General features: G+C 61.1%; 31 protein-coding genes. 12 read left to right on the forward strand and 19 right to left on the reverse strand.

Annotated features, from left to right (window positions below; translation table 11 throughout):
• Nucleotides 1–6: 6 nt before the first annotated feature.
• The 3 genes from I8746_RS03605 to I8746_RS03615 are packed head-to-tail and all read right to left on the reverse strand — an operon-like array spanning nt 7 to nt 1,384.
• Nucleotides 7–312, reverse strand: a complete 306-nt coding sequence (locus I8746_RS03605) for a DUF6482 family protein (protein WP_012052724.1) — start codon at nt 310–312, stop codon at nt 7–9.
• Entirely contained in the window at nt 309–845 is a 537-nt protein-coding gene (locus I8746_RS03610) for a DUF3833 domain-containing protein (RefSeq protein ID WP_003254010.1), read from the reverse strand. The genes I8746_RS03605 and I8746_RS03610 overlap by 4 nt, the downstream gene beginning before the upstream one ends.
• A 2-nt stretch (nt 846–847) precedes the next feature.
• Nucleotides 848–1,384 (reverse strand): chalcone isomerase family protein, encoded by a 537-nt coding sequence (locus I8746_RS03615; RefSeq protein WP_012052726.1) that lies wholly within the window; start codon nt 1,382–1,384, stop codon nt 848–850.
• Between the two features lie 159 nt (nt 1,385–1,543).
• Here I8746_RS03615 and I8746_RS03620 point away from each other — a divergent pair, with 159 nt between their 5' ends.
• From I8746_RS03620 to I8746_RS03635, 4 genes are all read left to right on the forward strand, one after another.
• Entirely contained in the window at nt 1,544–2,035 is a 492-nt protein-coding gene (locus I8746_RS03620) for a DUF1543 domain-containing protein (protein WP_088512288.1), read from the forward strand.
• Nucleotides 2,036–2,113: 78 nt separating this feature from the next.
• Nucleotides 2,114–2,884 (forward strand): SDR family NAD(P)-dependent oxidoreductase, encoded by a 771-nt coding sequence (locus tag I8746_RS03625; protein WP_221100162.1) that lies wholly within the window; start codon nt 2,114–2,116, stop codon nt 2,882–2,884.
• Between the two features lie 95 nt (nt 2,885–2,979).
• Nucleotides 2,980–3,672, forward strand: coding sequence for a DUF421 domain-containing protein (locus tag I8746_RS03630; RefSeq protein ID WP_012052729.1), 693 nt, complete (start codon nt 2,980–2,982; stop codon nt 3,670–3,672).
• Nucleotides 3,673–3,764: 92 nt separating this feature from the next.
• Complete coding sequence (locus I8746_RS03635; protein ID WP_012052730.1) at nt 3,765–4,304, forward strand: type 1 glutamine amidotransferase domain-containing protein; 540 nt, start codon at nt 3,765–3,767, stop codon at nt 4,302–4,304.
• A gap of 56 nt (nt 4,305–4,360) precedes the next feature.
• On the opposite strand, the gene I8746_RS03640 is transcribed toward I8746_RS03635, so the two are convergent.
• On the reverse strand, nt 4,361–4,885 hold the full coding sequence (locus tag I8746_RS03640) for a hypothetical protein (RefSeq protein ID WP_010953640.1): 525 nt from the start codon (nt 4,883–4,885) through the stop codon (nt 4,361–4,363).
• Nucleotides 4,886–5,079: 194 nt separating this feature from the next.
• Here I8746_RS03640 and I8746_RS03645 point away from each other — a divergent pair, with 194 nt between their 5' ends.
• Nucleotides 5,080–5,937 (forward strand): glucose 1-dehydrogenase, encoded by an 858-nt coding sequence (locus I8746_RS03645; RefSeq protein WP_017147687.1) that lies wholly within the window; start codon nt 5,080–5,082, stop codon nt 5,935–5,937.
• A 169-nt stretch (nt 5,938–6,106) separates the two neighbouring features.
• Nucleotides 6,107–6,571, forward strand: coding sequence for a hemerythrin domain-containing protein (locus I8746_RS03650; RefSeq protein WP_012052733.1), 465 nt, complete (start codon nt 6,107–6,109; stop codon nt 6,569–6,571).
• Nucleotides 6,572–6,666: 95 nt separating this feature from the next.
• Here the strand turns inward: I8746_RS03650 and I8746_RS27450 are convergent, their stop codons facing one another.
• The gene (locus I8746_RS27450; protein WP_017147688.1) at nt 6,667–6,840 is read right to left on the reverse strand and encodes a hypothetical protein; all 174 of its coding nucleotides are present in this window, start codon (nt 6,838–6,840) and stop codon (nt 6,667–6,669) included.
• 212 nt (nt 6,841–7,052) lie between these two features.
• Here I8746_RS27450 and I8746_RS03660 point away from each other — a divergent pair, with 212 nt between their 5' ends.
• From I8746_RS03660 to arsH, 4 genes are read left to right on the forward strand one after another with little or no spacing between them, the layout of a single operon-like run.
• A complete protein-coding gene (locus I8746_RS03660; RefSeq protein ID WP_221100163.1) occupies nt 7,053–7,400 on the forward strand; it encodes a metalloregulator ArsR/SmtB family transcription factor in 348 nt (115 codons plus the stop codon).
• Nucleotides 7,401–7,421: 21 nt separating this feature from the next.
• Nucleotides 7,422–8,705 carry an arsenic transporter gene (locus I8746_RS03665; protein ID WP_019751182.1) on the forward strand — a complete coding sequence of 428 codons (1,284 nt, stop codon included), beginning with the start codon at nt 7,422–7,424 and terminating at the stop codon, nt 8,703–8,705.
• A gap of 28 nt (nt 8,706–8,733) precedes the next feature.
• The gene (locus I8746_RS03670; protein ID WP_012052737.1) at nt 8,734–9,204 is read left to right on the forward strand and encodes an arsenate reductase ArsC; all 471 of its coding nucleotides are present in this window, start codon (nt 8,734–8,736) and stop codon (nt 9,202–9,204) included.
• 13 nt (nt 9,205–9,217) lie between these two features.
• Nucleotides 9,218–9,919, forward strand: a complete 702-nt coding sequence (arsH, locus tag I8746_RS03675) for an arsenical resistance protein ArsH (RefSeq protein ID WP_012052738.1) — start codon at nt 9,218–9,220, stop codon at nt 9,917–9,919.
• Between the two features lie 12 nt (nt 9,920–9,931).
• Here arsH and I8746_RS03680 read toward each other — a convergent pair whose 3' ends face one another.
• The 12 genes from I8746_RS03680 to I8746_RS03735 all read right to left on the reverse strand — a co-directional run bounded on the left by I8746_RS03680 (nt 9,932) and on the right by I8746_RS03735 (nt 20,449).
• Nucleotides 9,932–11,296 (reverse strand): HAMP domain-containing sensor histidine kinase, encoded by a 1,365-nt coding sequence (locus tag I8746_RS03680; RefSeq protein WP_012052739.1) that lies wholly within the window; start codon nt 11,294–11,296, stop codon nt 9,932–9,934.
• Nucleotides 11,293–11,955 carry a response regulator gene (locus I8746_RS03685; RefSeq protein ID WP_012052740.1) on the reverse strand — a complete coding sequence of 221 codons (663 nt, stop codon included), beginning with the start codon at nt 11,953–11,955 and terminating at the stop codon, nt 11,293–11,295. The genes I8746_RS03680 and I8746_RS03685 overlap by 4 nt, the downstream gene beginning before the upstream one ends.
• 2 nt (nt 11,956–11,957) lie before the next feature.
• On the reverse strand, nt 11,958–12,599 hold the full coding sequence (locus I8746_RS03690; protein WP_012052741.1) for a hypothetical protein: 642 nt from the start codon (nt 12,597–12,599) through the stop codon (nt 11,958–11,960).
• Complete coding sequence (locus I8746_RS03695; protein ID WP_012052742.1) at nt 12,596–13,402, reverse strand: SDR family oxidoreductase; 807 nt, start codon at nt 13,400–13,402, stop codon at nt 12,596–12,598. The genes I8746_RS03690 and I8746_RS03695 overlap by 4 nt, the downstream gene beginning before the upstream one ends.
• Nucleotides 13,389–14,069, reverse strand: coding sequence for a TenA family transcriptional regulator (locus tag I8746_RS03700; RefSeq protein ID WP_003254035.1), 681 nt, complete (start codon nt 14,067–14,069; stop codon nt 13,389–13,391). The genes I8746_RS03695 and I8746_RS03700 overlap by 14 nt, the downstream gene beginning before the upstream one ends.
• A gap of 8 nt (nt 14,070–14,077) precedes the next feature.
• The gene (locus tag I8746_RS03705; protein WP_012052743.1) at nt 14,078–15,547 is read right to left on the reverse strand and encodes an AMP-binding protein; all 1,470 of its coding nucleotides are present in this window, start codon (nt 15,545–15,547) and stop codon (nt 14,078–14,080) included.
• A complete protein-coding gene (locus I8746_RS03710; protein ID WP_161773677.1) occupies nt 15,537–16,217 on the reverse strand; it encodes a thermostable hemolysin in 681 nt (226 codons plus the stop codon). The genes I8746_RS03705 and I8746_RS03710 overlap by 11 nt, the downstream gene beginning before the upstream one ends.
• 116 nt (nt 16,218–16,333) lie before the next feature.
• Nucleotides 16,334–17,131, reverse strand: coding sequence for an exodeoxyribonuclease III (xth, locus tag I8746_RS03715; RefSeq protein ID WP_012052745.1), 798 nt, complete (start codon nt 17,129–17,131; stop codon nt 16,334–16,336).
• Nucleotides 17,128–17,370, reverse strand: a complete 243-nt coding sequence (locus tag I8746_RS03720; RefSeq protein WP_012052746.1) for a hypothetical protein — start codon at nt 17,368–17,370, stop codon at nt 17,128–17,130. Before I8746_RS03720 ends, xth begins: the two co-directional genes overlap by 4 nt.
• Before the next feature lie 65 nt (nt 17,371–17,435).
• Nucleotides 17,436–17,693 carry a hypothetical protein gene (locus I8746_RS03725; protein WP_014756338.1) on the reverse strand — a complete coding sequence of 86 codons (258 nt, stop codon included), beginning with the start codon at nt 17,691–17,693 and terminating at the stop codon, nt 17,436–17,438.
• Between the two features lie 268 nt (nt 17,694–17,961).
• Nucleotides 17,962–19,146, reverse strand: coding sequence for a M20 aminoacylase family protein (locus tag I8746_RS03730; RefSeq protein ID WP_012052748.1), 1,185 nt, complete (start codon nt 19,144–19,146; stop codon nt 17,962–17,964).
• Between the two features lies 1 nt (nt 19,147).
• Nucleotides 19,148–20,449 (reverse strand): MFS transporter, encoded by a 1,302-nt coding sequence (locus I8746_RS03735; protein WP_221100164.1) that lies wholly within the window; start codon nt 20,447–20,449, stop codon nt 19,148–19,150.
• A 373-nt stretch (nt 20,450–20,822) separates the two neighbouring features.
• On the opposite strand from I8746_RS03735, the gene I8746_RS03740 reads away from it, so the two are divergent.
• The gene (locus I8746_RS03740; protein WP_221100165.1) at nt 20,823–21,953 is read left to right on the forward strand and encodes a porin; all 1,131 of its coding nucleotides are present in this window, start codon (nt 20,823–20,825) and stop codon (nt 21,951–21,953) included.
• Here the strand turns inward: I8746_RS03740 and I8746_RS03745 are convergent.
• Both I8746_RS03745 and I8746_RS03750 read right to left on the reverse strand, forming a co-directional pair.
• Entirely contained in the window at nt 21,930–22,868 is a 939-nt protein-coding gene (locus I8746_RS03745; RefSeq protein WP_004576494.1) for a LysR family transcriptional regulator, read from the reverse strand. The genes I8746_RS03740 and I8746_RS03745 overlap by 24 nt on opposite strands.
• Nucleotides 22,869–22,954: 86 nt before the next feature.
• Nucleotides 22,955–23,455 (reverse strand): peroxiredoxin, encoded by a 501-nt coding sequence (locus tag I8746_RS03750; protein ID WP_012052751.1) that lies wholly within the window; start codon nt 23,453–23,455, stop codon nt 22,955–22,957.
• Between the two features lie 231 nt (nt 23,456–23,686).
• Here I8746_RS03750 and I8746_RS03755 point away from each other — a divergent pair, with 231 nt between their 5' ends.
• A complete protein-coding gene (locus I8746_RS03755) occupies nt 23,687–24,670 on the forward strand; it encodes a DUF1852 domain-containing protein (RefSeq protein WP_012052752.1) in 984 nt (327 codons plus the stop codon).
• Nucleotides 24,671–24,685 lie beyond the last annotated feature (15 nt).

Genomic DNA, 24,685 nt, shown 5'->3' on the forward strand with positions numbered 1-24,685 from the left:
TCCGGGCTACCACTGGCTGGTGAGCGTTACCGGTACGCGCAGCGGCGCGATGGGGCCGTCGCGTTGTCCGCACATCTCATCGTGCACCACCTGCTGCACCAGCATGCATGGCACCGGCGGCAGGTCGACCAGCAACTGCCGCAGTTCGGTCGTGGAGCGCACGCGCACGGGCTGCCCCTGGGCATCGCTCAATGTCACAGGGCCGGCGTCGGTCAGGGCGCGCAGGAGGTAGAAGCCCCCCTCTAGCGACAGCAGTTCAAGTTCCTTGGCTTCGCCGGTCGAAACCAGCTGGGTCAGCGCGATCAGGTTCATGGTGTGCCCTCTGGCAGGCGGCGGAAGAACAAGGTGATCTGGCCAATCTCAACGCCCAGCTTGCTCATGCTCGAGCGGTTGATCAGGGTGTCGTCATCCATGAGGTACATCCAGTCGTCCAGGTCTACCTGCCAGTGCCGCCCATCGACCGGCAGGTCCAGTTGATAACGCCATCGCAGCGCGTTGCCCGCCACTTCGCCACGCGCCTCGCCGATCACGTCCCCCGCGGTTCCCCGCCAGCGCCCGGGGCCGTCCGGCACCAGCGTCCAGGTACGTTGCTGGCGTGTGCCATCGCTATAAAGAAAATGTTCGTCGAGGATCAGCCGCTCACCCTCGCGGCGGCTGTCGATGCGCACGTGGAAGCGCTTGACCACCTCCCCGGAACGCTTCTGGAACATCCCCCACGCCTGAACCGGGCGCGAGAAGAACGCCGCCAGGTCCAGCTTCGGCTGCTCCTGGGCATAGTGCTCGATACCGACATTGCCACAACTGCCCAGAAGCAGGCAGGCAGCCAGCAACAGCGCTTTGTACATGTTCAGGCTCCTCGGTCATCGCCAGCCAGCCCAAGCAGCCGCTGACGCAATTGGGGATCTCTGGCCCGCGGGTCAAGCCAGATGGCGAAGAAGGCCCGGGCGAACACCGGATCGTCGATCGCATGGCTCAGTTTGCCGTCGACGTAAAAGCGGCAACCCTGCCCCGGCAGGTATAGGCCCGTGATGCGCATACCAGGCGTCACGTCCACGAATGCCTGCTCTATCGCCCTGGTCCATGCCGCGCGTTGCTGTGCCGTCATGCTGCCGCCACCCAGGCGTTGCATTTCCTCAAGGCTGGCCTTGACCAGCGTGTCCCTGGACAATGAACGGTGATAGAGCAGCTCAAGGGCGAACGGTTGGTTCCAGTCCTGAACCGGGCCAACTGCCCATAACCGGGCGGTATACAGCCGCAGGCCAAACCAGGTGAAATCACCGGCGCCCAGCCGTTGCGCCGCAGGCAGCTCCGCTCGCCAGTCTGCCGCCGACGACATGGCGGCTAGCAGCAGGCATAGACAGGTCCAACGTGCAGGGTGCGCCATTCTGACCTCGAGCACTTTGCTAAATACTATACAATAGTAGACGCTTGTACAGATATTTGACGAGTCATGTATAGTTTTTAATGCCCAGCATGCATATTTCTGCAAGCCTCGCGCCCCGTTATCGAACACCCATGAAAGTCGAGATAGAAGGAATTGCTCATGCTGTACGTCGTCATGCTCGGTGGACGCCACCCACGGGCCAATATCGAGGTCCACGATGTGTTGTTCGCGCAGGCGGACTCACTTGAACAAGCTTACCCACATCTGCGCCGAGCCTGGTTCGGGAGCCGAACGGGCCTGCACATCGACGCGTGGATGGAAGTCCACGGTATTGACCACTACCGCCTCGAATTCAGTCAGGTAGCGCCTGGCCCACACGATCCCAGGTTGTTCTTCATCAACCTGGGCGGCTACGAGCCCGGGGTGTTTGGCGAGGCACACCGCTACCTGCTGGTGGTGGCCAGGGACAAGGCCGAGGCCAAGCAACTGGCCAAGCAGCGCCTGCAGGCAGACTGGCTCAAGCCGCATACCGATGCGGTACTGGACGTCGACGATTGCCTGCCGATCGACTGGGTGAACGGCCGTTACGTGCACTTGATCGAAGGGCCCCATGACGGCTTACGGCAGTACAGCGACTATATCCTGCTGTGAGCTCGCCCCTGCCATGTGCAAGAACGTTGGCAGGCATCACAGGACGAGGCACCAGCGCCCAGCCAAGAGGACACGCCGATGAGCCTGATAAACGACCTTCAGACACCCGCCAACGTGCTGGTCTGCGGGGCCAGCCGAGGGATCGGCCTGGCATTGTGCACGCAGTTGCTGGCGCGCGATGACATCGGGCTGGTGTTCGCCGTTTCGCGACGCGCCACCACCAGCCCTGCGCTGGATACCTTGTTCACAGAGCACGCGCGACGGTTGGTTCGCCTCGACTGCGACGCCCGATCCGAGCAGGCACTGCAAACACTGGCCGCGCAGGTGGGCGCCTGCTGCGACCAACTGAACCTGGTCTTCAGTACGCTTGGCGTGCTGCAAGACGGCCCGGCGCAGGCTGAAAAAGCACTGACCCAGCTAGACATGGCGGGGTTGCTGAGCACTTTCACAACCAACTGTTTCGCCCCTGTTCTGCTGCTCAAGCATTTGCTGCCGCTGCTGCGTCGGCAACCGATGGCCTTCGTCGCCTTGTCGGCGCGGGTTGGGTCGATCGGCGACAATCACCTGGGTGGGTGGTACAGCTACCGTGCCAGCAAAGCCGCGCTCAACCAGCTTCTGCGCACTGCAAGCATCGAGCTGAAGCGACTGAACCCCGCGTCGACGGTACTTGCATTGCATCCCGGCACCACCGACACCCAGCTTTCCCGACCCTTTCAGGGCAATGTGCCGCCAGGCAAACTGTTCTCGCCCGCGTTTGCCGCCACCTGCATCCTGGCGCTTGTGAGCCGTCACGGCCCGGCGCAGAGCGGAACGTTCTGGGCGTGGGACGGCACGCCGATTCCCTGGTGACGCGCGCGGAGAGTTGCAGGCCAAGTCGATGAACCAGCCCTGAGCGAGAACGGTCAACCCTTTATCTGACAACGGCAGAAGGAAGGGTGGAACGAATGGTTTCGTTTGATCTGCAGCGGATGCTGATAGGCGACTTTCCCTTTACCTTTCTGCTGGAGGTCGCTGTGCGTGTTTCAGCGGCCTTCCTGGCCGTGTTCTTCTTTCTGAAATTCAGTGGCCGGCGCGGGATCAGACAGCTGTCCCGGTTCGAGCTCGTGGTCATTCTCACCCTGGGCTCAGCTGCCGGCGATGTGACCTTTTACGAGGACGTACCGCTGCTTCCGGTGGCCTTGGTTTTCCTCACCCTGTTCATGCTTTACCGAGGAACGGTCTACCTCATGAGGCGAAACAGAACCTGCGAAGCCTGGATCGACGGGCTGCCAGTCACGGTAGTGAAAGAGGGCATGTACGAAATCCATTCGCTGCGTCACATGAACATTTCACCAAATGAGCTGTTCATGGAGCTACGCCAGCAAGGTGTCGAGCACCTGGGCCAGGTTCGACTGGGCCTTCTGGAAACCGATGGCGATCTCAGTTTGTATTTCTACGATCAGCAAGACACACGCCCAGGCCTGTCAGTGCTGCCGGTCGAGCATCGCCCGGAGTACACATCCCCGCCCGGCGCCGGGGTGCATTGCTGCGTGAGCTGTGGTTTCCCGGCCTACCATGAGCCTCATGACACCCTGGCGTGTTCACGTTGCGGTCATACGGTCTGGTCGCCTGCATTGGATACCGTGCGCAACCGTTAGCAGGTTCTCCCCATACCGCCAGGCATCGAGCAGGAACTTTGCTCGCTGTTTGCAGGCCCTTATGAAAGGCCTATCAGCACGAGGAGAAAATGATGAGTGCACAATTGAACGGCAAGCGCGTGGCCTTTCTGGTCACCGATGGCTTTGAACAGGTGGAACTGACCGGCCCGCGTGAAGCCTTGGAAAACAGCGGCGCGGTGGTCGATATCCTGAGCGAGAAAGAAGGCACGGTACGTGGCTGGAACCATGACAAACCCGCCGACGCGTTCAGCGTGGATGCGACTTTCGACAGTGCGCAGCTTGACCTCTACGACGCCTTGGTGCTGCCCGGCGGTGTGCAGAACTCCGACACGATTCGCTTGATCCCCGGTGCGCAGAAACTGCTAAAAAGCCATGATGCGGCTGGCAGGCCACTGGCGGTTATCTGCCACGGCGCGTGGCTGCTGATATCGAGCGGGTTGGCCAAAGGCAAGCGAATGACCAGCTACAAGACCTTGCAAGATGATATTCGCAATGCGGGCGGTACGTGGGTGGATGAACAAGTGGTGGTCGATGGCAACCTCATCACCAGCCGCCAGCCGGACGATATCCCCGCCTTCAATGAGCAGTTGATCAAGGCACTGGCAGACTGACCCTGCTACTGCTCAGCGCGTGCTGGTCGCCCATGATGCCGACCAGCACGCACTGATCACGCCAGCTGGATGAAAACCGAATAGCTGCCCAGCAACACCCAGAAGCACAGGAAAATCCAGGGCGTGCGCAAGGAAAACAGCAGCGATTTGCGGTGCCCCGCCTGAGAGGTTTCGGCCTCGCAGAACAGCGGCGACTCGTCATAGGCCAGCCCCATCAGCGGTTCGCTGCGCAGCAAGTGGCTCTGCTTCATCTGCCAGTGCTCGATAATCCGGAAGGCCGCGCGGATGCCAGGCCAGGCATTCAGTGTACTGAGCACGCCGAGCAGTGCGAGAAAAGCCGGGACCATCAGGGTGAACATTTCGCCCCAGCTTTGGTTCAGGTTACCCATCGATGACACGTAGGCGATCACCAGGAACGACTGGGCCGCAAGATAAGCGTCGGTACGGTTGGCCAGGATGGTGGTCTCATACTGAATTTCGCGTCGATAGAAATCCAGCCTCTCCTTGGGCGTACCGAACATCCTCTCGTTCGTCTGATCGATCTCATGTTCCGGCGTGGAAGGCGTGATGATTCGAGGCACCGCAGACTCCTTGATAACGTGGGCCTCACCCATGCCAGCAAGCCCCGTCAGCGGTAGAGCCATGCGGTGGGTAAAAATTCACTGGGAATGGGTGCATCAACCGCTCGTCGCTCAGCACGAAGATCCACTTCAACACCGGCCTGGCGCGCCTTTCGAATGGGAATGAGCGTTCCAAACCTGCAGGAGCTTCCAGCATGAGCGACTACCCTACCCCGCCATTCCCTTCCCAACCGCAAAGCGTTCCCGGTTCCCAGCGCGAGATGGATCCTTATCCGGACTGCGGTGAGCAGAGCTACACCGGCAACAATCGCCTCGCAGGCAAGATCGCCTTGATAACCGGTGCTGACAGCGGCATCGGGCGTGCGGTGGCCATTGCCTATGCCCGAGAAGGCGCTGACGTTGCCATTGCCTATCTGAATGAACACGACGATGCGCAGGAAACCGCGCGCTGGGTCAAAGCGGCTGGCCGCCAGTGCCTGCTGCTACCCGGCGACCTGGCACAGAAACAGCACTGCCATGACATCGTCGACAAGACCGTGGCGCAGTTTGGTCGCATCGATATCCTGGTCAACAACGCCGCGTTCCAGATGGCCCATGAAAGCCTGGACGACATTGACGACGATGAATGGGTGAAGACCTTCGATACCAACATCACCGCCATTTTCCGCATTTGCCAGCGCGCTTTGCCCTCGATGCCAAAAGGCGGTTCGATCATCAACACCAGCTCGGTCAACTCGGACGACCCGTCACCCAGCCTGTTGGCCTATGCCGCGACCAAAGGTGCCATTGCCAATTTCACTGCAGGCCTTGCGCAATTGCTGGGCAAGCAGGGCATTCGCGTCAACAGCGTCGCACCCGGCCCGATCTGGACCCCGCTGATCCCGGCCACCATGCCTGATGAGGCGGTGAGGAACTTCGGTTCCGGTTACCCGATGGGGCGGCCGGGTCAACCTGTGGAAGTGGCGCCAATCTATGTCTTGCTGGGGTCCGATGAAGCCAGCTACATCTCGGGTTCGCGGTACGCCGTGACGGGGGGCAAACCTATCCTTTGAATGTGCGGCCGAGGCCTGCATACGCGGGCCTTGGGGCTTCTGGCAGCGCGTAATCGCACCGTGACCTCGAAGCGCGCTTTGCCAGCCATCATCGACGTTGAACCCTGCCGCCCACTGTCACTCAATTCCATGCAAGCCATTGTTCATTCGCCCGCGACGAGGTGACACCATGAATGCTATCGATTTGCTGATTCAAGACCATAAGTTGGTCAAGAAACTGCTGGAAGAGCTCTGCGCGACCACAGAACGTGCCGTGAAGAAGCGCGCCGAACTGCTGCAGCGCATTGGGCAGGAACTGCAGATCCACACTGCTCTGGAGGAGGACATCCTCTACCCGGCGATCAAGCAAGCCGGTGGTAAAGAGGAAGCCAAGATGTATTACGAAGCCAAGGAAGAACACCGGACTGTCGACGCCCTGGTGCTCCCTGATCTGCTTCATACGCACACAGGCACCCTTGAGTTCGCCGGTCGGGTCAAGGTGATGAAGGAGCTGCTTGAGCATCACATTGAGGAAGAGGAAGAAGCGCTCTTCCCTACCGCGAAAAAGCTGCTGGGGAAAGACCAACTGGACGAGCTGGGGCTCGCCATGCAAGCGCAGAAAAAACTGCTTAAGGGTGAGCAACGGGCCGCTTGAATCAAAAGCGCCAGGCCGGTTCAGGTGCGACCGGCCTGGCGCCATGGGTCAATGTTTGGGACGCCGAGCACCACAAAGGCGCACTGCCGACATCCTCAAGGCTTTGCAGTGCGCCCTTTTTTCCACTGCGCCCTGGAAACACCTTCAGCGTAGCCGGTGACACCGATCGCTACCTGCTGAATGCGGCCGCCATGCTGAAGGAAGGCCTCGACCTGCTCGCAGATGCGCACATGGGCTTTTTGGGCCGCGCTGGGGTACGTCTGGGACATGTTGGCCTCTCGGTTATGAGCCACTGAACGACAGTCACCCGAGCAAGCACTATACACCCTGCAGTGCCATCAGCGTCTGAAGCCTGCCAAAACCCTGCTTTTGTCGACCGAAGGGCGTGGCCATGGTGAGCTGCAAGCGCACAAGCCCAGGAATGCTTGCTCGAACATATGGAAATACGTATATTCGGCTTTCCGTATGTACAGGCACCCCCATGATCACACCGCCCGATGTCTTCAAGAGCCTCTCTGACGAAACCCGCGCTCGCGCCACGCTGCTTATCGCCAGCCTGGGCGAACTGTGCGTCTGCGAACTGATGTGCGCGCTGGACGACAGCCAACCCAAGATCAGTCGCCATCTGGCACAACTGCGCAGCAATGGCATGCTGCTGGACCGCCGTCAGGGCCAATGGGTGTATTACCGCCTGAATCCGGAACTGCCTTGCTGGGTTCACGAAATGCTTCAGGTCACCTTGCACGCCAATTCGCAATGGCTGGCTGACAATGCCCTTCGGCTGAAGAACATGGACGGTCGCCCCGTGCGTGATTCCGTCTGCTGCTGATCATCACCAAGCGAGATTTTCATGCTGCCCGCCATTGCTGTCTTCGTCTTCACCCTCATACTGGTCATCTGGCAGCCCAAGGGGCTCGGTGTTGGCTGGAGCGCCGCGCTAGGCGCCATCATCGCCCTGGCTACAGGCGCCGTTTCGCTGCATGACATCCCTGCCGTATGGGCCATTGTCTGGAACGCCACCGCCACGTTCATCGCGGTCATCATCATCAGCTTGCTGCTGGACGAGGCAGGTTTCTTCGAATGGGCCGCATTGCATGTGGCGCGTTGGGCAAACGGCAGCGGCTACCGCCTGTTCGCCTTCTGCGTACTGCTCGGCGCCGCTGTATCGGCGCTGTTCGCCAACGACGGTGCGGCGCTGATCCTCACCCCCATCGTCATGTCGATGCTGCTCGCGCTGCGCTTCTCACCTGCAGCGACACTGGCCTTTGTCATGGCCGCAGGCTTCATTGCCGACACGGCCAGCCTGCCGCTGGTGGTCTCCAACCTGGTCAATATCGTCTCGGCCGACTACTTCGGCCTGGGCTTCGCCGAATACGCATCGGTGATGGTGCCGGTGAATATCGCCAGCGTGGCGGCCACCCTGCTGGTGCTGTTTCTGTACTTCCGTCGTGATATCCCCAGGCAGTACGCGCTCGATGCGCTGAAGGCGCCGAGCGAGGCAATTCATGACCACGCTACCTTCAAAGTCGGTTGGTGGGTGCTGCTGGTGTTGCTTGCAGGCCTGTTCGTACTGGAACCTCTGGGCATCCCGATCAGTGCGGTGGCCGCCGTCTGTGCCGCAATCCTCTTTGCCGTGGCCGCTCGCGGTCACCGCATCTCAACCCGTCGCGTGCTGCGGGAAGCGCCGTGGCAGGTGGTGATTTTTTCTCTGGGCATGTATCTGGTGGTGTACGGCCTGAAGAACGCCGGCCTCACGGACATGCTCACCCACCTGCTGGACAGGCTTGCCGAGCAGGGCCTGTGGAGCGCGGCCATTGGCACCGGGTTGATCTCCGCGCTGCTGTCCTCAGTCATGAACAACATGCCCAGCGTGCTGATCGGCGCCTTGTCGATCCAGGCCAGCGGCGCAGAGGGCGTGGTACGTGAGGCGATGATCTACGCCAACGTCATTGGCTGCGACCTCGGCCCGAAGATCACCCCGATTGGCAGCCTCGCCACACTGCTTTGGCTGCATGTGCTGGCGCGTAAAGGCATGCGTATCACCTGGGGCTACTACTTCAAGGTCGGCCTGCTGCTCACCGTACCGGTTTTGCTGATCACCCTTTCTGCTCTGGCACTGCGCCTGAGCCTCTGACGTTCGCCCCCCAGCGGAGGAGCCCTCCATGCGAGTCCTGTTCATGTGCACGGCCAACAGCTGCCGCAGCATCCTTTCCGAAGCAATGTTCAACCACCTGGCACCGCCCGGTTTCGAGGCAGTCAGCGCTGGCAGTTTCCCCAAGGGCCAGGTGCTGCCACGCAGCCTGAGCACGTTGCAGCAGGCCAATATCTCGACCCAGGGCTTGAGCAGCAAAGGCAACGATGCGTTCGAGGGCAACCCACCCGACATCGTCATTACCGTCTGCGACAAGGCAGCGGGCGAAGCCTGCCCGGTGTATTTCGGCCCTGCGCTGAAGTCGCATTGGGGGCTGGAAGACCCCTCCGATGTCGTGGGTGACGAAGCATCGGTCGATGCGGCGTTCCGGGCCACACTGGCCCGCATCGAGTCTCGCTGCCAGGCCTTCTTCGCGCTGCCGTTCGATCACCTCGACCGCGAGCAGCTCAAGCACGCGCTGGATCGCATCGGCTCGCTTTGAACAGGAAGAAAACATGTCCGAGCAACTGCCTAACCTCGACCTCACGCTGTTCGACCTGCCGCCTTCGGCAACCCCGACCTGCGAACACAAACCACGCATCCTGCTGCTGTATGGGTCTACCCGAGAACGCGCCTTCAGTCGCTTGCTGGTAGAAGAAGCCGCACGCCTACTGGAGCACTTCGGTGCCGAAACCCGCACCTTCGACCCGTCGGGTCTGCCGCTGCCTGACGATGTACCCGTGGAGCATCCCAAGGTGCAGGAGCTGCGTGAACTGGTGCAGTGGTCAGAAGGCCAGGTGTGGTGCTCGCCGGAGCGCCATGGGGCGATGTCGGCGGTGTTCAAGGCACAGATCGACTGGATTCCCTTGGCGCTGGGGGCATTGCGTCCCACCCAAGGCAAGACCCTGGCCGTGATGCAGGTGTGCGGCGGCTCGCAGTCGTTCAACGTGGTCAACCAGTTGCGCGTGCTGGGCCGCTGGATGCGGATGTTCACCATCCCGAACCAGTCTTCGGTACCCAAGGCTTATCTGGAGTTCGACGACACCGGGCGGATGAAGCCATCGCCGTACTACGATCGCCTGGTTGATGTCATGGAGGAGCTGGTGAAGTTTACCGTGCTGCTGCGCGACCGCCAGGCATTCCTGGTCGATCGCTATTCAGAGCGCAAGGAAAGCGCCGAGCAGCTGTCTGAGCGGGTCAATCAGCGATCCATCTGAAGCAAAGGTGATTCAAGACAGTGGAAACGACAAGGTAGCGGCCAGCCCGCTGCCCGCTCTGTTTTCAAGGCGTACCTGCCCCCCCATACGGTCGATGATGGTCGCGACGATGGACAGCCCGAGGCCAGCACCATTTGGGCTGTTTCGGCTGTAAAAGCGCTCGAATACACGGGACAGGCTCTCCTCATCGATACCCGTCCCTTCATCCTCGACGACCAGTTCTATGCTGCTGTCCAGACGCCGCAGTGACACGGCGATGCGCCCCCCAGGCGGTGAGTGTTCTACCGCGTTGGACACCAGGTTCTGTAGCGCAATGCCCAGCGCGCCGGCGTCGATCTGCAGGTGGTGGTCCCCTTCGTCAATGTCCAGCGAGGGTTCCAGGCCACGGTCCAGTATCCATGGGGTGAGTTCAGCCAGGGTTTCGGTGACGACCTCGGCCAGGTCGATCCGGGTGCTGGCTCGCTGCCCCAGTCTTGGCTCGACGCGGGCCAATGTCAGCAATTGGTTGACCACCCGTGTCAGCCGATCGACCCCGCCCACAAGAAAGCCCAGGGCTTTCTGGCGCTCGGCATCATTGCTGGCGGCCAGCGCGTTCTGCGCGTGCAGCCGCAGTACGGCAAGAGGCGTACGCATTTCGTGGGCAGCATCGGCAATGAAGCGATGCTCACGCCGCAGCAGATCGTCGATCTGCGCCAGCAAGCGATTGATGGCCGCCTGCATGGGCTCCAGTTCAGTGGGAAGCGGTACCAGTTGCAGCGGCTCCAGCGAATCGGCATGGCGCCTGCGGATGACATTGGCCATGTTCTGCAGTGGCCGCAGCCCCCAGCCGATCGCAGCCCACACCAGCAGTGCCAACGCCAGGCTGCCAAGCAGGAACGGGAACAGCGTGTGGCGAACGATGCGGTCGATCAGGTCGTAGCGCACATCATCACGCTCACCCACCCAGATAAGCCAGTGCTTTTCCGGCACCGGCAAAACGAACCCGCGCCATTGTTCACCGCCACTGGAAAAGTCGTAGAACCCTGGAGCAGTGGGTGGTGGGTCAATGGGCGGCGCACTGGGTGTATGCACCAGCAACGCCATGCCTTCACCCCAGACCTGGAATGCCAGCTTGCTTTCGTAAGGGTGCCCCACCTGGTGCCGCCCCGCTTTGCCCAAGGCATCGTTGAAGGCCTGATACAGCGCCTCACGCGAGCCCTCTTGTACCGGCATGCTCATGACGCCTTGCAGCAAACGCGCGTTCTGGGCCAGGTGCGCGTCATACACCTCGTTAATTTCGTGGCTGCTGTCATGGTAGTTATAGAGCGCGAGCAGGCCGGTGCCCAGTAGCAGCAAGAGCATCACGCGCCACAGCGTACGCTGGCGTAGCGAGCTCATGCCTTGACCTCGACCAGATAGCCAATGCCGCGCACCGTGCGAATCAGGCCGTTGAACAGCTTCTTGCGCAGATGGTAGATGTTCACCTCCAGCGTGTTGCTCTCCGGCTCTTCATCCCAGCCATACAGCAGTTGAGTGAGGCGCTCACGCGTGAATACCTTGCCGGGATGTGCCAGCAACTCATGCAACAGCACGTACTCCTTGGGGGTGAGCACAACGTCGACGCCGTTGTAATGCACTTGCTGGGTGGTCGGGTCCAGGCTGACCCCGGCATGCTCGATCAGTACCTTGGCGCGCCCGACGCTGCGCCGCAGCAAGGCACGCAAGCGTGCCTTGAGCTCGTTGAGGTCGAAAGGCTTGACCAGGTAGTCATCGGCACCGGCATCCAGGCCGGCAATGCGATCATCGAGGGCATCCCGCGCGGTGAGGATCAGCACCGGCAAGCTGTCGCCGCCGGCGCGTAATCGCCTGAGTAGCTCAATGCCATCCATACGGGGTAATCCAAGGTCCAGGATCAGCAGGTCGAAGGTCTCGTGCTGCAGCGCATGCAAGCCACTGACACCGTCACGCAACCAGTCGAGGGTGTACCCCTCCTGGCGCAGGCCATCGCAGATCCCTTCCCCCAGTGCAATGTCATCCTCAACCAGCAACAGCCGCATGTTCAGTCCTGTTTGTCCTTGATGGCCTTGAGTAAAGCATCGATATCGGCACGCCGGCCCTGGTCAGCCAACTCACGCCCCGGCCGGGGCGGTGCCTGCAAGGCTTTCTGCAGGGCTGCGGTAGCTTCAGGGTAGCGCTTTTGCCGATACAGATGATCAGCCCAGAAATAGTTGCTGTCGATACCGTTGGGGTTGATCTGCAGGGCTTTGCGCAGCATCTTGTCGGCCATTTCGGCATCACCGAAACCGATAGGCCAGCCGGGCACCTGATCATACAGCGTGCCCAGGCTGGTGTAGGCCGAACCTTGCAGAGCGTTGGGGTCCAGCTTCATGGCCTGCTCCAGGCTGGCTTTCGCCGCCTTGACCTTGCCCAGTGCACCGAGGCCACCCGTCGCCCCCGCCCAACTGCTGTTGATGATGCCCTCCCAGATCAAGGGTTCAGGTGTGCCGGGATACTGACGAACAAACGTTGTTGCTTCGCCGGCCAGCTTTTCGAAAGCGTCGGCACGCTTGTCCTTGGGCATTTGGTACTGAATCTGCGCCCAGCGCTGCTGCAGATCACTCAGGCGCTGGCTGCCTGCCTGGTCCAATGCCCAGGTGAAGGGTGCAAATGCCAGCAAGCTGGCAATGAACAGACGCTTCATTTGTTCGACTCCTTGGAGTGGCTACCGATATAGCGGCGAATGACTGGCAATTGCTTGCGCAGTGCGCGATCGACCATGCCCGGCAACATGCCGTTGATACGCACGAAGAGCTTTTCCGGCCACCCCAGATAAAGCTCGGTGCGCTCGGATTGCACCGCCTGGAGCACAGCACGGGCGACGTCCGCCGGGTCGTCCATGCCAACTTTCAGCGCTTGATTGAGCGCAGTCGCAGCGCTGCTGTTCATCGTTGTGCGGGTCGCCCGGGGGGCGGCATACAGCACGTTCACTGTGGTGTCGGCCAACTCGCGGCGCAGCGCTTCCGAAAAACCACGCAGCGCAAACTTGCTGGCGCAGTAGGTGGCGTAGCCGGGGTAGCCGATCGAGCCATAGGTCGACCCGACATTGACCACCAACGCCTTGGGCTGAGCGCGCAGCAACGGCAGGCAGGCGCGTGTCAGCTGCAGGGGGGCCTTCAGGTTGATGTCCAATAGCTCATCCAGCGCATACTCATCCAGCTGGTCGAGCAAAGCGAAGCGATTCACGCCAGCCGCGTTGATCAGCACATTGACAGCCCCCATCTCGCGTGCCCGCTCGATGACATGTTCGCGCCCTGACGGGCTGCGCAGGTCGGCCTCCTGCCAGCGCAGACGATCAGGGTACCGGTTCATCAGGCCAGCCAGCTTGCCCATATGCCGACTGACGGCCAACACCTGGGCACCGGCAGCGCAGAGCTGTTCAGCCAGCTCCAGGCCTATGCCCCCACTGGCGCCGGTGAGGATCACCGCGGACTCAGCCAAACGCATGGTGCACCTCTTGCTGCCCGGCACGCGGCAAGCCCTGGAACATTTCGGTGTACAAGCGGTAGACGACCTTGGCCGCGTGGAGAACGGCCTGCTGGTCTCCGGCATCGTCGAGGCGGTCCATCAACTGTTTGTAGGTCACCATGTGCTCCTGGTCGAGCGCTCCGTGCGAGCTGAGGTAGCTGAACGCCTGGTCTGGCAGTGCCAATGTGTTCTGGATAACGCCCGCCGCCTGGGTGGCCAGGGCGATGCTGGTGCCTTCGAGCACGTTGACCATGCCGAACAACCCGACCGGGTTGCCACGGGCGATCAGGTCGTACAGGTAGGCGACCATCAGCTCGATGGATTGCACCGGCTGGCCATCGCGCACGGCCTCCCAGTCACCGCCGCACGCTTTGATGTCGTTGAGGATCCACTGCTCGTGGCCGTACTCCTCTTCAATGTATTCGCAGACCGCGCCGCGCAGCCACTCCAGCCGCAGCGGCAATCGAGCCCCACAGGCCATCATCAGCGGCACGGTATGGCGCACGTGGTAATAGGCCTGGGTCAGGAAGGCGACGTAGCTGTCCAGGCTGACCTGGCCGGCCAGCGCTTCGCGGATCACCGGTACGGCGAACAGCGCCTGACGCTCTTGGGCGGTTTGTACTTGCAGGGTGTCGAAAAAGGACATTGTGAACCTCACAACGAGATGTCGGACAATAGGGTGTGGTAACGCTGCAAGATCGCCTCACGTCGCGGGCGGCCATTGGCAGTCAGGGTTTCGTCAAGCGTGCTCAGAGGCACTGGCAAGCGGCGCCAGGCGTGCACCCTGGCGTAATCGGGCAATCGCGCGTTGCATTGCTGTACGGCCTGTTCGATGGCCTCGTCGCTGATGCCGGGATCCAGCGGCCAGAGCAAGGCAAGGTTGCGTGGCAAGGCCTCGCCATGCACGAAAGCCTGGGCGATCACGCCACTTTGGCTCAGCTCGGCTTCTACCCACTCCGGGTTGACATTGCGCCCGAAGCTGGTGATGAACTGATGCTTCTTGCGGCCATCCAGGTAGAGGTAGCCCTCCTCATCGAGGTGCCCTACATCGCCTGTTGCCCACCACTGCCCGGTTACCGGCGGCTCTCCCAGGTAGCCCAGCAATATCGAGCCGGCCACCAAAACTTCGCCATCGTCGGCAATGCGCACCTGCACATGCGGCAATGGCTTGCCGACGCTCCCAGGGCGCACAGCCCCTGTGCGGTTGAGCGCCACTACCGAGGCGCACTCAGACAAGCCGTAACCTTCGAACACTGGCAAACCGACCGCCTCGGCCCGCGCGAGCAGGCTTGGCGATACCCGAGCACCGCCTACCGCCACCAAACGCAGAGGGCCGACCCGCATCAGCCCGCGTTCGATCGCTGTCACCAACCCCATCAGCAGTTGCGGCACAAGGATCAGGCTCTGCGCACCACTGAGGGCGATTGCGCCCAGCAGGCGCTTGAAATCGACCTGGCTCGCGCCTCCCATCCCCAACTGCTGCTGCGGATAGAGCTGGACACAAGCGCCAGCCATGAGCGCGGCGTAGACGCCCAGGTTTTCCAGCAGAACACCCAGTGGCAATACCGCCAGGTATCGCTGCGGCTCGGTTGGGCGGCTGGCGGCCTCCAGCTCATGCGCCACACGCAGCAGGGTTTCAGCGCTCAGGCACACGCCTTTGGGCGTGCCGGTGCTACCGGAGGTGTAAGTGATCTTGGCAGTGCCCTCAGGCAGCGCCGGGGCGATAAAACTGTCACGCAGCCAGACGCCAGCGGGTGCCTGCAGGTCAAAGCCAAGCGCCATGAGCTGTTCGGCCCACTGCGCCTCGCACACGACCGCCGTGACCCCGCTTTGCTGCAAGCAGTGCTGGAACTGGGTCGCGCTGAAAAACGAAGGCACTGTCACGCTGGCGCGTTCGGCGAACAGTGCCGCCAAATCCCAGAATAGCGCCTCGGGCCCGTTATCCAGCACCACGGCGAAGGTTCCCGGTGGTTGGCTACGCAGGCAGCCCGCACGATATTCGACTTCGTCGAGCAGTTGCCGGTAGGTGTAACGCTGCGCATCGCCCTGGACGGCCACGGCGTCAGGATGTTCCAGCGCGTGCTGGCGCAACAGTGCCTGAAAGGCAGACAGGTCATGCCGCATGGCCGGTCTCCAGGGCTAACATGGGAAACCCAAGCCGCTCGAACATGCCCGCCTGCTTCAGGGCATCGAAGCCAAAGCCTATGTTGCCGGCGAATACCTGGGGTCGCTGGTCGTAGTAGGTCCCCCACTGGTCGACTTGGCCCTGCAAGCGCGCAGGATCCGCTGAGGCCAGCACAGTGGGCACCAGCCCCAGTCGCCGGAAACTGTTGAACAGTGTCGCGGCGCCCGTGAATGCGACCCACTCCAAACCGCGCATCGCCAGCAACCACGTCACGGCGATGATCATTATTCGAGCGCTGCCGGCGCTGAGTGAGGCCAAGTTGCCTACTTCTACCATGCAGTTGCGATCCGGTGAGGCACCGGTTACCCGTGAAACAGCGGATTCCAGAGGCTCGTCCAGGTACCGCTCGAGAAAGAGCGGCCCCTCGCTGGCCGGTCGCATGCCCGCCGCCGCAATCAGGCGACCGTGGCTACCCTGCAAGGCAAGCAGCTCCGGCAGGTAATGCTGCACATCCGCCTGATGCACACTGGCAAAGCGCTCGTGTATGAAGTGCTCCAGCTCGCCTCGCCCATGATCGCCGCTGAGGTGAAGAGAAAGATGCGCCTGATGATCGGCATGGCTACCGATGGGTAACGGAAGCAAACTGTGCCATTGATGAGTCTGAGTCATGAAATTTCCCCGCCTGGGTGCGACGGAGGAAATTATCGGGGTCGAATCTGAATGCAATCTGAAGTCGGTTACTCTCGCAACGCCTCAGCCCGGCGCTCGTTCATGTGCTGAATTGACTATGACCGGGCACGACGCGTGCCCAGCTCGATCCAGACGGGTGCATGGTCGCTGGCCTTGGCCTCGTTACGCACCCACGCATCGACACCCGCCCGCTTCAGATAAGGCGCAAGCTCGGGGTTGAGCAACAGGTGGTCGATCCGCAACCCGGCATTGCGGGCCCAGTGGTTACGGAAATAGTCCCAGAAGGTGTAGACACGCTCGTCCGGGTACAGATGGCGTATGGCATCGAGCCAGCCCTGATCAAGCAGTCGTTGGTAACACGCTCGCGACTCAGGCTGCAGCAGTGCGTCCTTCAGCCAGGAACGCGGGTTATAGATGTCCATGTCGGTGGGCACGACATTGAAATCCCCTGCCAGCAGCGTGGGGTGGCCACTTTCATAGAGGCTGCGCGCATGCTGGATCAGGCATTCGAACCAGTGCAGCTTGTAATCGAACTTGGGCCCGGGCTGCGGATTGCCGTTCGGCAGGTAGAGGCAAGCGACCAACACCCCGTGTGCTGCCGCTTCCAGATAGCGGCTCTGGCTGTCCTCTTCCAGGCCGGGCAAGCCGCGGCGAACCTCAAGCGGATCACTGCCCCGCACCAGAATGGCCACGCCGTTCCATGACGGTTGCCCATGATGAAGGCTGCCATAGCCTGCTGCCTCCAGCTCCGCGCGAGGGAACTGCTGATCGGCCGCCTTCAGCTCCTGCAGGCAGGCAATGTCGGGCTGCTCCCGCTCCAGCCAGGCCAGCAGCGCCGGCAAACGGCTGCGGATGCCATTGATGTTGAAGGTGGCAATCTTCAGCGCTTTCATGCGTCCGGGTCGCTCACATGGGCCTGCACGGCATCTTCCAGCGCGCGGATATGCGCTTCATCGGCCAGCGCCTTGAGCGCCAACCAGTCGTCCCAGTCGATGGCGCCATCGTCGCGCAGGGCCTCGGCTGTGCGAAGCAGTTCATGGTGGTAGGCATCCGGTGACGCGCGCCGGTAACTGATGTCGTCGTACTGGGCGTACCAGGCTTCAAGCTCGGGAATGCTGCGTTCGATGCTCATGAAAGCGTCCTCGCTGTACCCTTTGCTTGTCAGAACCCAGGCACAGCGCGACGTTCAATCAGGCATCACTGAAAGTAATGGGGATACCGTGCCATGTCGCTCTCCAGCTTGTCCGCATCCGCGGCCCTCTTGCGCACTTCGGCATAAAAAAGCTGGCACTGGTTCTGAAACCTGGTGAAATCGCGGTTGGCTGTTTCAATGGCACTGCTCAGGTCGCACCCTTCAAGGCCCTCAATAAGTCGCTGTGAGGAGGTATACGCCTGCCAGCAGGCTTCAACCTGCTGCAGCCCCTTTGCAAGGTTCTCGGTGTCGATAGTCGCCATTGCAGCACCCTCTTTGGACCGAGCCTGGTCCGTCGGTGTGAATCGCCAGAGCGACGATAACGGGATGAAGCCTGTCACGATGCGCTTCGGCTGGAAGCGTAGACTATTTCGACGCAGATGCCCCAGGGTCAAAAGGCAGTCCAGCCTGCAGCCGTGGGCTTGCCCGCGAACACCGGCGAAGCCGGTGCCCTGCACCGCAGGGCATTCTCCACGGCAAAGGCGGCACTTGCCGGAGCTGTGCAAGCCCCGGCAAGCCCCGACAAAGGGGTCAACGCAGATAGTCCTGAACCCACTTCACCCAACAATCAGCGCCAATTTTCACCAACGCATCATTGAAATCGTAGTGGGGGTTATGCACCGAGCACCCATGGAACTCGCCCGTGCCATTGCCCAGCATGAAGTAACAGCCAGGCCGCGCCTGTAACATGTAGGCAAAGTCTTCGGTGCCCATGACCTTCTTCGGCATCTTGTCCAGCAGCGCGCCGTCGGCGAACAACGGCCTCAGGCTGTCACGCAGCAACGCGCTTTCGTGATCGCTGTTGCACAAGGCGGGCGCCAGTTGGGTGAATTGCACCTCGATCTCCACGCCATAGCTTTCTGCGTGCCCCTTGGCCAGGGCGTCAATGCGGCTGTTGATCTTCTGCTGGGTCTGGGCCGTGTCGGTGCGCACGCTCAGCAACATGCAGGCCTCGTCAGGGATGATGTTGTAGACGGTGCCGGCCTGGATCATGCCGATGCTGATCACGGCGTAGTCCTCGACGCTCAGGTTGCGCGACTTGATGGTCTGGATGCCACTGATCAGGCTGTTCAACGCCATCACCGGGTCTACCGACAGCTCCGGCATCGCACCGTGCCCGCCTTTGCCAGTAATCCGAATGCTGACGCGTTCGGAAGACGCCATGGTGGGCCCCGCCTGCACCACGCACGTGCCCACCGGCAGGCCGGGCATGTTATGCAGCGCATACACCGAGTCGCACGGAAAACGCTCGAACAGGCCGTCGTCGATCATCGCCTTGGCCCCCGCCAGGCCTTCCTCGTCGGGCTGGAATATCACGTTCAACGTCCCGTTGAACTGGCGTGTAGCCGCCAGTTGCGCAGCGGCTGCCAGCAGGATCGCGGTATGCCCGTCATGGCCACAGGCATGCATCCGGCCGGGGATCTTGCTGGCATGCGCAAACGCATTCTTTTCGCCCATGGGCAGTGCGTCCATGTCTGCACGCAAACCGATGCTGCGCGGGCTGTCCCCCACTTTCAGCACGCCGACCACACCATGCCCACCTACATTGCGATGCACTTCATAGCCCAACGCTTGCAGCTTGTCGGCTACCAGGGCCGCTGTATCGGGGGTGTCGCCGCCAATTTCCGGCGCAGCGTGGATCTGCCGGCGCAGCATGACGAACTCATTCAGCTCGGCAGCTGAGCCCCGTGTTTGATTGCTCTGCAAAATACCCATATCACTCGCATCCTTTGTTTTCGGGGAAGTACCTGAGGCAGGCCAGGCTGACGATGCCGCCGGCCAGCAAGAAGTAAGCTGGCGCCAACGGCGTGCCCAGCGCTGCAATCAGCCAAGTGGCCACCAACGGCGAAAAACCACCGAACAGGGTCACACCCAGGCTGTAGCTGACCGAGGTGCCGAACGAGCGCCTGGCCTTCGGGAAGCCCTCCATGATCAGCGCGAAGAACGCACCGGCACCGATACAGGTCGGCAAGATCAGGATCGCCACGCCCATCATGGCCAGGCCCATGTGCTGCACGTGCCCAAGCAGATAGAACACGGGCAGGGTCAACACCACCGGCGCGGCGACCGCCCACACCAGCAGGCGTTTTCTGAGCTGATACTTGTCGGCGAATTTGCCGGCCAACGGGCAGATGACAGCCATGCAACCGCTACTGATGCAGGCAATCGCCATCGCGCTGCCGGGTGGATAATGCAAGGCGGTGGTCAGGTAGGTCGGCATGTAGAACACGAACAGGTACATGCCAATGGTCGAGCTGGCCATCAGGCCGATGCCTTGGGCGATGCGTTTGAGCAGTTCGGCATCCAGCCCCTGCTCTGCCTTCTGCGCCGGTGCGGCCTCATGGGTTTCCGGCAACCGCGTGCGTATGTACCAACCGACCGGCCCGATCAGCAGGCCGAAGATGAACGGTATGCGCCATCCCCAGCTTTCCAGCGCCGTGGGGTCGAGCAACTGGCTGAGGGCCAGGCCAAAGCCGGCCCCTACCAAGGCGGCATAGCCTTGGCTGGCGGCCTGCCAGCTGACGCTCTGGCAGCGATTGCCGACTGCACTGGATTCCATCAGGAACACCGACGCGGTACCGATCTCCCCGCCTGCCGACATGCCCTGGATGAGCCGGCCGGTCACCAGCAGCAAGGTGGCGAAAATCCCGATCTGTGAATACGTGGGCGCAAAGGCAATCATTGCGGTGCCCAGGGTCATCAGCCCGATGGTCAGGCTCAAAGCGGCCTTGCGTCCATGCCGGTCAGCATAGCGGCCGATGACCATCGCCCCGACCGGGCGCATCAGGAAACCGACGCCAAAGGTGGCCAGCGACATCAACAACGACGCCATGGCCGAGTCGGAGGGGAAGAAGTGCTTGCCGATCAGTACAGCGAAGAAGCTGTAGATCGTGAAGTCGTACATTTCCAGCGCATTGCCCAACGAGCAGGCGACCAAGGTTTTACGGGAGGACGATACCTGCGCGGCTGAATGCGCACCTTTTTGCAGGCTCGGCGATGTGGGTAGCGGTCTGATCATTGTTGTCTCCGTTGGCAAATCGCGGCGTGCAGCGAATATCAGCCAATCGGGCACCCAATACACTTGCAGTTTCGGCATAGGGATAACCAATGATTAATTAGCTGGCGCGATCGTTGGCCAAATTGCCCTGAGCTGGCGCACAGTCCGCCCTCGCTCCGCGCGCGGCCCCAATAACGCCCACAGATCAGCATCCGTAGCGCAGCGTTGACGCGGGTACCAAGCCTGTCTAACGCGGATGCGCTCGCCAATCCACACGCCGCGCCAGCCCCTGATTAACCAAACGGCATGACCTGACCGAATAAGCAATCACGCTGCAACGTTCTGTTCACCGACGCTAAAGCCACCCCATCACCGTGCTGGCCTGGAGTCGTGAATGAACACTCGCATTACGTCGTTGCTGTTGATGATCCAAGGGGCTTGCCTTGCTGCGCAGGCACAGGCAGAGGGTTTTCCGACGCTCGCGCGGATTGCGCCGGGTTTTGGTTACTACGGGCTGGACTACGGCTTCGATGACACGCTCAAGGTGTACGGCACCGTGGACGCATTCGCCAGCTATCACGACTCACAGCACCACTCGGGTTTCAGGCTGGCCGGTGGCGGCGCCTGGACCAACAAGCTCGGGCTGTACGCACGCAAGGCGCTTGACCCCGATACCGTCGTGGAGCTTGACGTCGAGGAGGGTTTCAACCTCAATGGCGAGGCCCTGGAGGGCACCTGGGACACCGTCGGTACCCTGCGCCTGGCGACAGTCGCCCTGCGCTCGCGCACCCTGGGCAAGCTCGAGTTCGGCAAGACCTACGGCATGGCCACGCCCACCTACGCCGACCCGTTCCTGGCCACCTATGGCTCGCCCTACACCTACCTGGCCCTGCCTGCCGCCGGCAAGGGCGCCTTTTACCTTGACCTGCGCCCCAAGCACACCCTGGCCTACACCAGCCCGACCTTCAGCGGCTTCAGCCTCGGTACCGCGCTGAGCTTCGGCTTCGACGATGCCGCCAGCGCTGGGCGCACCGTGCGTGGCGGTGGCGCCCGGCTGCAGTACCGCAACAGCCGGGTGATGTTGCTGGCCTCCTACAACCGTTACTACAGCGACCCGTGGGACGACGGCGGCGTTTCACGCCAGACCGCCAACGATTTCAAGAGCCTGTCGGCGTTCTACGATTTCGGCCCGCTGGCCACCAGCCTCACCTGGCAGCGTCAGGATGTGGACCAGGCCGGCACGCCCAGCACCACGCTGTACACTTTCGGCATGATGGCGCCAGTGGGCGAACTGGACGTGCTGCGCCTGGCGGTGATGCAACGCCTGGTCAGCGCCCGCGACAAGGACGCGTGGGGTGTGATGATCGGCTATGACCATTTCATCAACCCTCGCTGGGCCCTCTATGGACGCCTCGGCATGATCGCCAACCAGCGCGCCTCGTCGGTCACCTACGCCGGGACCCCGGTGGACCAGGCGGGCGATAACCCAAGCAACGTCTCGCTAGGCATGTACTACCACTTCTGACCCCACGGGTCGGGTCTGCTTGAGCACCTGCCCGCGCAAGCTGTGGAACAGCTCCTGGGCAGGCGCCGTGAGGCTGTGGCGGTCAATGCAGACCAGGTTGATGGGGTAATCCGGAATCAACTCCTGCACCGCCATGGCGACGAACTCGCAATCGATACCGTAGGTAGACCCTTGGTCCACCGCCAGCTCGCTGATGGTCATCAACGATTCCGTGTTCTTCAACAGCTTTAGCGCCATCATCACTGAAGTGCATTCAACGGTGTTCTGTGGCACCCGAAGGCCATTGGCTTCGAACAGTTGGTGAAACTGCGAAGCCTGGTCCGACAACTCGTCCAGGCTGATCCAGGGGGCGTATTGCAAGGTGCGCAGTGACTGGCTGAACTTCTGCCGATTCGAGGCGTGGCAAATCACCCTGCCCTTGATACTGCCCAGCGCCTCCCAGTCCAGGCTCAGCCGACTCAGCGGTTGCTGCGAAGTAATGGCAAAGTCCAGGCTGCCATCGCGCAAGCGCTGCAGGATCTGGCTGGGACGCAGGTCGGTGATGGTGATCTTCACCCGCGGGTACTTGCGCCGAAAGGCCAGGATACTTTCATCGACGCCATCGAGCATCGCCGTCAACGACGTAACCCCGATCGACACGGCGCCCAGCGCCGCATCCTGAATGCTCGCCGCTTCGATCTGCAGGCGGCGTATGCTCTCTACCACGAGGTTGGCATGGCGGATGACACGCTTGCCTTCCTCGGTAAGGGCCATGCCTTTGTGCGACCGCTGCAACAGGGTAAACCCCACCTCCCGCTCCAGCTCCTTGATCGAACGGCTCAGCGCGGGCTGAGTAATGTGCATGAGCTTGGAGGCTTCGAGGATGCTGCCTGCGTTATGAATGGCGACCAGCGCCCTGAGTTGGTGAAGTTTCAACCGTTTATACCTTGTTGTTAGCGGCCGGTTCGAAAAGTGTTCTGGCAGCCCTGACAGCCGTTGTCGGCAAGGCCTGAAAGGTATGGCTAGCGCAACACAGCCAGCAGGCTGGCCGCATCACTGACCTCGAACTTGCCGGGGCTTTCAACCGCGATGTACTGGACTACCTGGTCATCGACCAACATTGCATACCGCTGCGAGCGCCGCCCCAAACCGCGTGCCGAAAGGTCCTGGGTCAGGCCCAGCGCCTCGCTGAATTCGCCATTGCCATCGCCGATCATCTTGACCGCATCCCCGACCTGCATGCTGTTGCCCCAGGCGTTCATGACAAAGGCATCGTTCACCGAGACGCACAGGATTTCGTCAATGCCAGCCGCGAATAACGCAGGGGCCGCCGCGACATAACCGGGAACATGACGTTCAGAGCACGTCGGCGTGAACGCGCCCGGCAACGCGAATATCAGCACCTTCTTGTGCTTGCAACGCTCGCGAATGGAAAAGGCCATTGGGCCGATCGCGCAGGCGCCTGCGTCGCTGTTGTATTGATAAAGGGTAACGTCGGGCAGTTGATCGCCGGTTTTGATCATCGCTGTCTCCTGGGTGGGGTGAAGGCCAGGCAGCCATGATGCCGCAGTCGTCCAGGCAACGCATCATGAACAGGGCTAAAAAACCTGTGAAATAACTTCAATATCATTCATGCAGCGCCCCGCCTAGGATACGCCTCAATCAAACACATCAAGATTACGGTGTGAACGACTCAGCCTACGCAACTGACAAGCACTGAGTTGCTCACACTCAGGCACCTGGAAGCCATAACCATGGAAAAAGCGCCAACATTCACCGTCAAGCGCATTGCATTCGACGAACATTATCTCCCTGCCGAAAACACCCGCATCACGACCAACTTCGCCAATTTGGCACGGGGTGCAAACCGCCAGCAAAACCTGCGCAATACCTTGACGATGATCAATAACCGTTTCAACGCGCTGGCGCACTGGGACAACCCCGAACATGATCGCTACCGCGTAGAGCTGGACATCATATCGGTGGAAATGAATATTGAAAATGCGCAGCACGGCCATGCACTGCCGCTGATCGAGATATTGAAAACCCATATTGTCGACCGCCAAAACAATACGCGCCTCGAAGGCATGGTAGGCAACAACTTCTCTTCGTACGTGCGCGATTACGACTTCAGCGTGCTGTTACTGGAGCATAACAAGCATCGGTCGACCTTCAGCACACCCGATCATTTCGGCGAGCTGCATGGCAACCTGTTCAAATGCTTCGTCAACTCGCAAACCTACCAGGAGCATTTCAGCAAACCACCGGTTATCTGCCTGAGCGTATCGAGCAGCAGGACTTACCTGCGCACCGAAAATCAGCACCCTGTGCTAGGTGTTGAGTACCTGCAGGATGAGTACTCGCTGACGGATGAATACTTCAAGAAAATGGGCTTGAAGGTGCGCTATTTCATGCCGCCGAACAGCGTCGCCCCGTTGGCGTTTTATTTTGCCGGCGACTTGCTGGCTGACTACACCGACCTTGAACTGATCAGCACCATCAGCACCATGGACACCTTCCAGAAAATCTACCGACCCGAGATCTACAACGCCAATTCTCCTGCAGGCAAGGCCTACCAGCCCAGCCTGAAGAACCAGGACTACTCGCTCACGCGCATTGTCTACGACCGGGAAGAGCGCAGCCGCCTGGCGATCGAGCAGGGCAAATTTGCCGAGGAGCAATTTGTCAAACCCTACCAGGCCACGCTGGCGCGATGGTCCGCTCAATACGCACGTTGAACATTCAAAGCACAA

Source organism: Pseudomonas sp. USTB-Z (genome assembly GCF_019691255.1).
Classification (GTDB): domain Bacteria; phylum Pseudomonadota; class Gammaproteobacteria; order Pseudomonadales; family Pseudomonadaceae; genus Aquipseudomonas; species Aquipseudomonas alloputida.

What these genes read in the sequence shown, in the direction of transcription:
- I8746_RS03610 (WP_003254010.1), bottom strand. Translation starts at nt 845, where the DNA reads ATGTACAAAGCGCTGTTGCTGGCTGCCTGCCTGCTTCTGGGCAGTTGT.
- I8746_RS03635 (WP_012052730.1), top strand. Translation starts at nt 3,765, where the DNA reads ATGAGTGCACAATTGAACGGCAAGCGCGTGGCCTTTCTGGTCACCGAT.
- I8746_RS27450 (WP_017147688.1), bottom strand. Translation starts at nt 6,840, where the DNA reads ATGTCCCAGACGTACCCCAGCGCGGCCCAAAAAGCCCATGTGCGCATC.
- I8746_RS03660 (WP_221100163.1), top strand. Translation starts at nt 7,053, where the DNA reads ATGATCACACCGCCCGATGTCTTCAAGAGCCTCTCTGACGAAACCCGC.
- I8746_RS03750 (WP_012052751.1), bottom strand. Translation starts at nt 23,455, where the DNA reads ATGATCAAAACCGGCGATCAACTGCCCGACGTTACCCTTTATCAATAC.
- I8746_RS03695 (WP_012052742.1), bottom strand. Translation starts at nt 13,402, where the DNA reads ATGCGTTTGGCTGAGTCCGCGGTGATCCTCACCGGCGCCAGTGGGGGC.
- xth (WP_012052745.1), bottom strand. Translation starts at nt 17,131, where the DNA reads ATGAAAGCGCTGAAGATTGCCACCTTCAACATCAATGGCATCCGCAGC.
- I8746_RS03665 (WP_019751182.1), top strand. Translation starts at nt 7,422, where the DNA reads ATGCTGCCCGCCATTGCTGTCTTCGTCTTCACCCTCATACTGGTCATC.
- I8746_RS03645 (WP_017147687.1), top strand. Translation starts at nt 5,080, where the DNA reads ATGAGCGACTACCCTACCCCGCCATTCCCTTCCCAACCGCAAAGCGTT.
- I8746_RS03650 (WP_012052733.1), top strand. Translation starts at nt 6,107, where the DNA reads ATGAATGCTATCGATTTGCTGATTCAAGACCATAAGTTGGTCAAGAAA.
- I8746_RS03735 (WP_221100164.1), bottom strand. Translation starts at nt 20,449, where the DNA reads ATGATCAGACCGCTACCCACATCGCCGAGCCTGCAAAAAGGTGCGCAT.
- I8746_RS03605 (WP_012052724.1), bottom strand. Translation starts at nt 312, where the DNA reads ATGAACCTGATCGCGCTGACCCAGCTGGTTTCGACCGGCGAAGCCAAG.
- I8746_RS03755 (WP_012052752.1), top strand. Translation starts at nt 23,687, where the DNA reads ATGGAAAAAGCGCCAACATTCACCGTCAAGCGCATTGCATTCGACGAA.
- I8746_RS03690 (WP_012052741.1), bottom strand. Translation starts at nt 12,599, where the DNA reads ATGAAGCGTCTGTTCATTGCCAGCTTGCTGGCATTTGCACCCTTCACC.
- I8746_RS03710 (WP_161773677.1), bottom strand. Translation starts at nt 16,217, where the DNA reads ATGACTCAGACTCATCAATGGCACAGTTTGCTTCCGTTACCCATCGGT.
- I8746_RS03725 (WP_014756338.1), bottom strand. Translation starts at nt 17,693, where the DNA reads ATGGCGACTATCGACACCGAGAACCTTGCAAAGGGGCTGCAGCAGGTT.
- I8746_RS03730 (WP_012052748.1), bottom strand. Translation starts at nt 19,146, where the DNA reads ATGGGTATTTTGCAGAGCAATCAAACACGGGGCTCAGCTGCCGAGCTG.
- I8746_RS03685 (WP_012052740.1), bottom strand. Translation starts at nt 11,955, where the DNA reads ATGCGGCTGTTGCTGGTTGAGGATGACATTGCACTGGGGGAAGGGATC.
- I8746_RS03680 (WP_012052739.1), bottom strand. Translation starts at nt 11,296, where the DNA reads ATGAGCTCGCTACGCCAGCGTACGCTGTGGCGCGTGATGCTCTTGCTG.
- arsH (WP_012052738.1), top strand. Translation starts at nt 9,218, where the DNA reads ATGTCCGAGCAACTGCCTAACCTCGACCTCACGCTGTTCGACCTGCCG.
- I8746_RS03700 (WP_003254035.1), bottom strand. Translation starts at nt 14,069, where the DNA reads ATGTCCTTTTTCGACACCCTGCAAGTACAAACCGCCCAAGAGCGTCAG.
- I8746_RS03740 (WP_221100165.1), top strand. Translation starts at nt 20,823, where the DNA reads ATGAACACTCGCATTACGTCGTTGCTGTTGATGATCCAAGGGGCTTGC.
- I8746_RS03670 (WP_012052737.1), top strand. Translation starts at nt 8,734, where the DNA reads ATGCGAGTCCTGTTCATGTGCACGGCCAACAGCTGCCGCAGCATCCTT.
- I8746_RS03615 (WP_012052726.1), bottom strand. Translation starts at nt 1,384, where the DNA reads ATGGCGCACCCTGCACGTTGGACCTGTCTATGCCTGCTGCTAGCCGCC.
- I8746_RS03720 (WP_012052746.1), bottom strand. Translation starts at nt 17,370, where the DNA reads ATGAGCATCGAACGCAGCATTCCCGAGCTTGAAGCCTGGTACGCCCAG.
- I8746_RS03625 (WP_221100162.1), top strand. Translation starts at nt 2,114, where the DNA reads ATGAGCCTGATAAACGACCTTCAGACACCCGCCAACGTGCTGGTCTGC.
- I8746_RS03630 (WP_012052729.1), top strand. Translation starts at nt 2,980, where the DNA reads ATGGTTTCGTTTGATCTGCAGCGGATGCTGATAGGCGACTTTCCCTTT.
- I8746_RS03705 (WP_012052743.1), bottom strand. Translation starts at nt 15,547, where the DNA reads ATGCGGCATGACCTGTCTGCCTTTCAGGCACTGTTGCGCCAGCACGCG.
- I8746_RS03620 (WP_088512288.1), top strand. Translation starts at nt 1,544, where the DNA reads ATGCTGTACGTCGTCATGCTCGGTGGACGCCACCCACGGGCCAATATC.